Annotated in this window: 5 protein-coding genes; all 5 read right to left on the reverse strand. The window is 73.8% G+C overall.

Annotated elements, in window-relative coordinates; genetic code table 11:
• Window positions 1-55: 55 nt before the first annotated feature.
• Window positions 56-1,042, reverse strand: a complete 987-nt coding sequence (locus HMPREF3105_RS04375; RefSeq protein WP_070708848.1) for a Gfo/Idh/MocA family protein — start codon at window positions 1,040-1,042, stop codon at window positions 56-58.
• Window positions 1,039-2,142 carry a DegT/DnrJ/EryC1/StrS family aminotransferase gene (locus HMPREF3105_RS04380; protein WP_070708849.1) on the reverse strand — a complete coding sequence of 368 codons (1,104 nt, stop codon included), beginning with the start codon at window positions 2,140-2,142 and terminating at the stop codon, window positions 1,039-1,041. The genes HMPREF3105_RS04375 and HMPREF3105_RS04380 overlap by 4 nt, the downstream gene beginning before the upstream one ends.
• On the reverse strand, window positions 2,135-2,758 hold the full coding sequence (locus tag HMPREF3105_RS04385; RefSeq protein WP_070708850.1) for an acyltransferase: 624 nt from the start codon (window positions 2,756-2,758) through the stop codon (window positions 2,135-2,137). The genes HMPREF3105_RS04380 and HMPREF3105_RS04385 overlap by 8 nt, the downstream gene beginning before the upstream one ends.
• Window positions 2,755-4,065: a nucleotide sugar dehydrogenase gene (locus HMPREF3105_RS04390; protein ID WP_070708851.1), complete on the reverse strand. Its 1,311-nt coding sequence runs from the start codon at window positions 4,063-4,065 to the stop codon at window positions 2,755-2,757. The genes HMPREF3105_RS04385 and HMPREF3105_RS04390 overlap by 4 nt, the downstream gene beginning before the upstream one ends.
• Before the next feature lie 112 nt (window positions 4,066-4,177).
• The coding region (locus HMPREF3105_RS04395; protein WP_070708852.1) for a glycosyltransferase family 4 protein at window positions 4,178-5,539 on the reverse strand (1,362 nt) is incomplete at its 5' end.

Here is a 5,539-nt window from a genome sequence, read left to right on the forward strand (position 1 = left end):
CGTCGGGCCGCCGCGCGCACGGCCCGGCGGGCGCGGCGTCGCCAGTCCCCTGCGCTCACAGCCTGATGCTCTCGCCCGTGTGGGCCGACGCGATCATCGCCTCGGCCACGCGCAGCGTGGCCAGACCCTCCGCCATGGACACGTGCTCCTGCCGGACGCCGAGGATCGCGTCGCGGAACGCCTCGTGTTCGGTGTGCAGCGGCTCGGGCTTCTCGATCGCCAGACGGGTGACGTCCCCCTCGGAGACGCCGCGGAACGCGGACACCGCGTCCCAGCGGGTGCGGACCGATCCGTTGGCCTGGAAGGTCAGGTCTGCGTGCACGGTGTCCGCCACGAACGCGCCGAGCTCGCCGGTGACGACGGTCTGGCGGATCTTCACCGGGGAGAGCCAGTTCACCACGTGGCTCGTGATGGCCCCGCACTCGAGGCGGCCGTTGGCGACCACCATGTCCTCGTGCTCGCGGCCGGAGTTGGTCATGGTCTCCGCGGCCACGCGCGTGAACGGGCTGTCCGCCAGCCACGCGGTCAGGTCGATGTCGTGCGTGCCGAGGTCCTTGACGACCCCGACGTCGGCGATGCGGGCGGGGAAGCCGCCCTGACGCACGGTCGTGATCTGCAGGACCCGGCCCAGCTCACCGGCCTGGATCCGCCGACGCATCTCCTGAAGGGCGGGGTTGAAGCGTTCGATGTGGCCCACGGCGCCGACGAGGCCGGCCTCGTCGAAGGCGTGGACCAGGCGGGTGCCGGCCTCGGTGCTGTGTGCGATCGGCTTCTCGACCATCACGTGCACGCCGGCCTCGGCCAGGGCCAGGCCGACCTCTTCGTGCAGGCCGGTCGGGACCGCGCACATGACCGCGTCCACGCCATGGTCGATGAGCCCCTGGACCGAGTCGTAGAGGGGCAGGTCCCCCGCCACGCCGTGCGGATCACCCATCGCGTCGGCCACGGCGACCAGCTCGGTGCCCTCGATGGAGCGCATCACGCGGGCGTGGTGGCGTCCCATCATGCCCAGGCCGATCAGTCCGGTGCGCAGCACGCTCATGCGGCGGCCTCCGCCACCACGGTGTTGACGGCCTCGACCACGCGCGTGACGTCCGCGTCCGTCAGGGACGGGTGGACCGGAATGGAGAACACGGTGGACGCGGCCACGCGGGTGTTCGGCAGGTCCGCCTCGACGCCGAAGGAGGGCAGCTCATTGGTGGGCACCGGGTAGTAGACCCCCGTGCCGACCCCGAACTCGTCCTTCAGGCGGGCGAGCACGTCCGCCCGCGTCCCGGCCAGCTCCTCGGGCAGGCGGACCGTGTACTGGTGGTACACGTGCTCGGCGCCCTCGAGCACCGTCGGCACGGTGACCCCGCGCAGCTCGGCGTCGAAGCGGGCGGCGATCTCCTGCCGGCGCCGGGTCCATGCGCCGACCTTGGTCAGCTGCACCCGGCCGATGGCCGCGTGGATGTCCGTCATGCGGTTGTTGAAGCCCACGAGCTCATTGCGGTACTGGACCTCCATGCCCTGGTTGCGCAACAGGCGCAGGCGACGGGCGACGTCCGCCTCCCCCACGGAGACCATGCCGCCCTCACCCGAGGTCATGTTCTTGGTCGGGTAGAGGCTGAACATGCCCCACGCCCCGAAGGTGCCCACGGGGCGCCCCTTCCAGCGGGCGCCGTGCGCCTGCGCCGCGTCCTCGAACAGCTGGAGGCCGTGCTCGCGGCAGATCGCCTCGAGCTCGTCCATGCGGGCTGGGTGGCCGTACAGGTGCACCGGCATGACGGCGGCGGTCCGCTCCGTCACCTTGGCGCGCACGTCCTGGGGGTCGAGGGTGTACGTGTCGAGGTCCACGTCGGCGAAGACCGGGGTCGCACCCGTGAGGGCGACCGCGTTGCCGGTCGCGGCGAACGTGAACGCGGGGACGATGACCTCGTCGCCGGGGCCGATGCCCGAGGCCAGCAGGCCAAGGTGCAGCCCGGCGGTGCCGGAGTTGACGGCCACGCAGGCCCGGCCGTCCACCATCGCGGCACCGAACTCCTCCTCGAAGGCCGCGACCTCGGGGCCCTGCGCCACCATGCCGGAGCGCAGGACGCGGTCCACGGCCGCACGCTCCTCGTCGCCGATGAGCGGCTTCGCCGCCGGGATGAACTCAGCCATGGTTCTCCTCTTCCTGCGCGGGCTCGGCCGGGCGCAGCGCCCCGTCCCGCTCGATGAACGTCTCGCCGGTGTCCGGGCACACCCAGACGCCGTCCTTCTCCTCCAGCCGGCGGCCTGTGCGGCCGACCCAGCCGATGCGCTTCGCGGGCACTCCGGCCACGAGGCCGAAGTCCGGCACGTCGCGCGTGACGACGGAACCGGCGGCCACCAGCGCCCACTCGCCGATGCGCACCGGCGCGACGCACACCGAGCGCGCGCCGATCGCGGCGCCGTCGCCGATGTCGACGCCCACGGCCTCCCAGTCGTCCCCGGACTTCTGGGACAGATCCGGGTTGACCGCGCGGGGGTAGGTGTCGTTGGTCAGGACGACGCCGGGTCCGATGAAGACGCCGCGGCCCAGACGGGCCGGCTCGTAGACGAGGGCGAGGTTCTGGACCTTGCAGTCGTCGCCGAGCTCCACCCCGGTGCCGATGTAGGCCGCGCGACCGACGATGCAGCGCTCGCCGAGGCGGGCCTGCTCACGGACCTGCGCGAGGTGCCAGACCTTGGTGCCGTCGCCGAGGACGGCGTCCTCGGCGACGTCGGCCGAGGCGGCGGTGAAGACGTTCCCGCTCATCGGGCGGCCTCGGCGTCCTGCGGCAGGCCGATGACCCGACGGGTCACTCCCGACCAGGCGTCGGCGTCGGTGACGTTGCGGCCGTCCACGAAGGTGCGCACGCCCGGCAGGTCGGCCGGGGTGAGGGCGCGGTACTCGGCGTGGTCCGTCTGCAGGATCGCGGCGTCGACCTCGGAGCCGGAGGAGTGCGGGGTGAAGCCCAGCGCGGTGAGCTCCTCGTCCGAGTACATCGGGTCGTCCACGGTGACCTCGGCGCCGCGGGTGCGCAGCGCGCCCACGGTGGCGAACACGCCGGAGAACGCGGTCTCCTTCACGCCGCCGCGGTAGGCGGCGCCCAGCACGACGACGCGCTGACCGGCGAGGTCGCCGTGCGCCTGGGCGAGCAGGTCCACGGCGAAGTCCGGCATCGAGGCGTTCACGGCGCGCGCGGTGCGGACGATGTCCGCGGCCGGGTCGTTCCACAGGTACAGGCGCGGGTAGACCGGGATGCAGTGGCCGCCCACGGCGATGCCCGGGCGGTGGATGTGGCTGTACGGCTGCGAGTTGGAGGCCTCGATCACCCGGTAGATGTCGATGCCGTTCGCGCCGGCGTAGCGGGCGAACTCGTTCGCCAGGCCGATGTTGACGTCGCGGTAGGTGGTCTCGGCGAGCTTGGCCATCTCGGAGGCCTCCGCAGAGCCGAGGTCCCATACGCCGTTGGGACGGGACAGGTCAGGACGCTCGTCGAAGTCCAGCACGGCCTCGTAGAACTCGCGGGCGCGCTCGGCGCCGGCCGGGGTCAGGCCGCCGATCAGCTTGGGGTAGCGGCGAAGGTCCTCGAACACGCGGCCGGTGAGCACGCGCTCCGGCGAGAACACGAGGTGGAAGTCCTCCCCCTCGGTCAGGCCCGAGCCCTCCTCCAGCATCGGCTTCCACCGGGTGCGGGTGGTGCCCACGGGCAGCGTGGTCTCGTAGGAGACGAGGGTGCCCGGTGTCAGGTGCTTCGCCAGCTCGGTGGTGGCGCCGTCCATCCAGCCGAAGTCGGGGCGGGCCTCGTCGTCCACGAAGAGCGGCACGACGAGCACGACGGCGTCGGCCCCCGGGACGGCGTCGCCGTAGTCGGTGGTGGCGCGCAGGCGGCCGTCGGCCACCGTGGAGGAGAGCTTCTCCTGCAGGTGGGCCTCGCCCGGGAAGGGCTCGGTCCCCGCGTTGACGAGGTCCACGACGGTGGCGTTGACGTCCACGCCGACCACCTCGTGTCCCTTGCTCGCGAACTGCACGGCCAGCGGCAGGCCGATCTTGCCCAGGGCGACGACGGCGATCTTCATGCGGGTCCAGTCTTCCTTCCGTGCACGGGCCCCACGCGGCGAGCGTCGGGCGGGCGTCGAGGAGGCCTCCGGAACACGAGAGTGCGGGAGACCCGGCGCCCGCGTCACTGTATCAGCGCGGGTGGACGCCGAGCCGGTCGTAGAGCGTCCGATAGCGGCGCGCGTTGGCCTCCCAGGTGCGCGTCTGCAGGGCCCATTCCCGGCCGGCCGCGCCGAGGCGCGCCCGCTCGGCCGGGTCCCCCGCGAGCCGGTCGAGGGCGGCGGCCAGCGCTGCGGGATCCTCCGCGGGGACGAGCAGGCCGGTCCGCTCGTCCTCGACGAGCTCGGCCAGGGCCGGCAGGTCCGAGGCGACGACGGGCCGGCCGGTGGCCGAGGCTTCGACGGTCTTCATCGGCGTCACCGCGCGGGTGACGGGCAGGTCCCGGCGCGGGACCGTGAACACGTCCAGGGCGGCGTGGTGCAGGCGCGCGTCCTCGCGGTCGACCCGCCCGGGGAAGGCGCACAGCTCCGCGATGCCGAGCTCCGCGGCCAGGGCCTGCAGCCCGGGCCGGGCGACGCCGTCGCCGGCGATGTGCACGCGCAACCCGGGACGGTGCGGGGCCAGCCGCGCGGCGGCACGCAGCAGGATGTCCAGGCCCTCGTAGTCCACGAGGCTCGAGACGGTGCCCACCACGAAGGCGTCGGTCGGCAGGTCCCAGCCCAGCCGGGCGCGTGCCTCGTCGCGGTCCACCCGCTCGGCGACGAAGGCCGGGCCCACGGCGTTGGGGCAGAGCACGACGGCGTCCTCGGCCACCCCGGCCGCGACCAGGCGGTCGCGCATGCCCGCCCCGAGCGTCACGACCCCGTCGGCGCGGCGGGCGGCCTCGGCCTCCCGCTCCTGGAAGAGCCGGTACCGTTCCGAGGCCAGGGCCTCGGGACCGCGCACCGCCGCCCATGTGTCCGCGAGCTGCCCGCGGACCTCGTACACCCACGGGATCCCGAAGGCCCGCGCCACGGCCTCGACCGCGAGCGCGTTCACGAAGTGCGTGGTGGTGTGCAGCAGGGCAGGACGGTGTCGACGCACGTGCGCGGCCAGCAGCTCGGCGTGCTGCTGGATGCGGGCGGCCTGGCCCTGGGCGAGCCGCGCCGGCAGCAGCCGGGCGTAGCGAATCCCGTCCACGACATCCCGCTGTGCCGCCCAGGGCACGCCGATCTGCACGGGGTAGCCCGGCCGCGTCACGGCGGCGGCATCGAAGCCCTCGTCCCGCAGGGAGGTGAGGATCGCGTGGCTGCGCTGGGCGTACCCCGAGCCGGTGTGGGGCAGGGAGTTGGTCAGCACGTGCAGCACCCGCCCCGGGACCGGGCGGTAGCCGGGCTCGGTCGGCACGGTCGGGGCGACCCCGCGGAACGCGTCCCGCTCCCCCGCCATGCGGCGGGCGAGATGACGGTTGCGGGGATGCCGCGCGGCGAGCGCGGCCGCGCCGCCCAGGTCGCC

This window comes from Micrococcus sp. HMSC31B01 (genome assembly GCF_001816085.1).
GTDB classification, from domain to species: Bacteria; Actinomycetota; Actinomycetes; order Actinomycetales; family Micrococcaceae; genus Micrococcus; species Micrococcus luteus.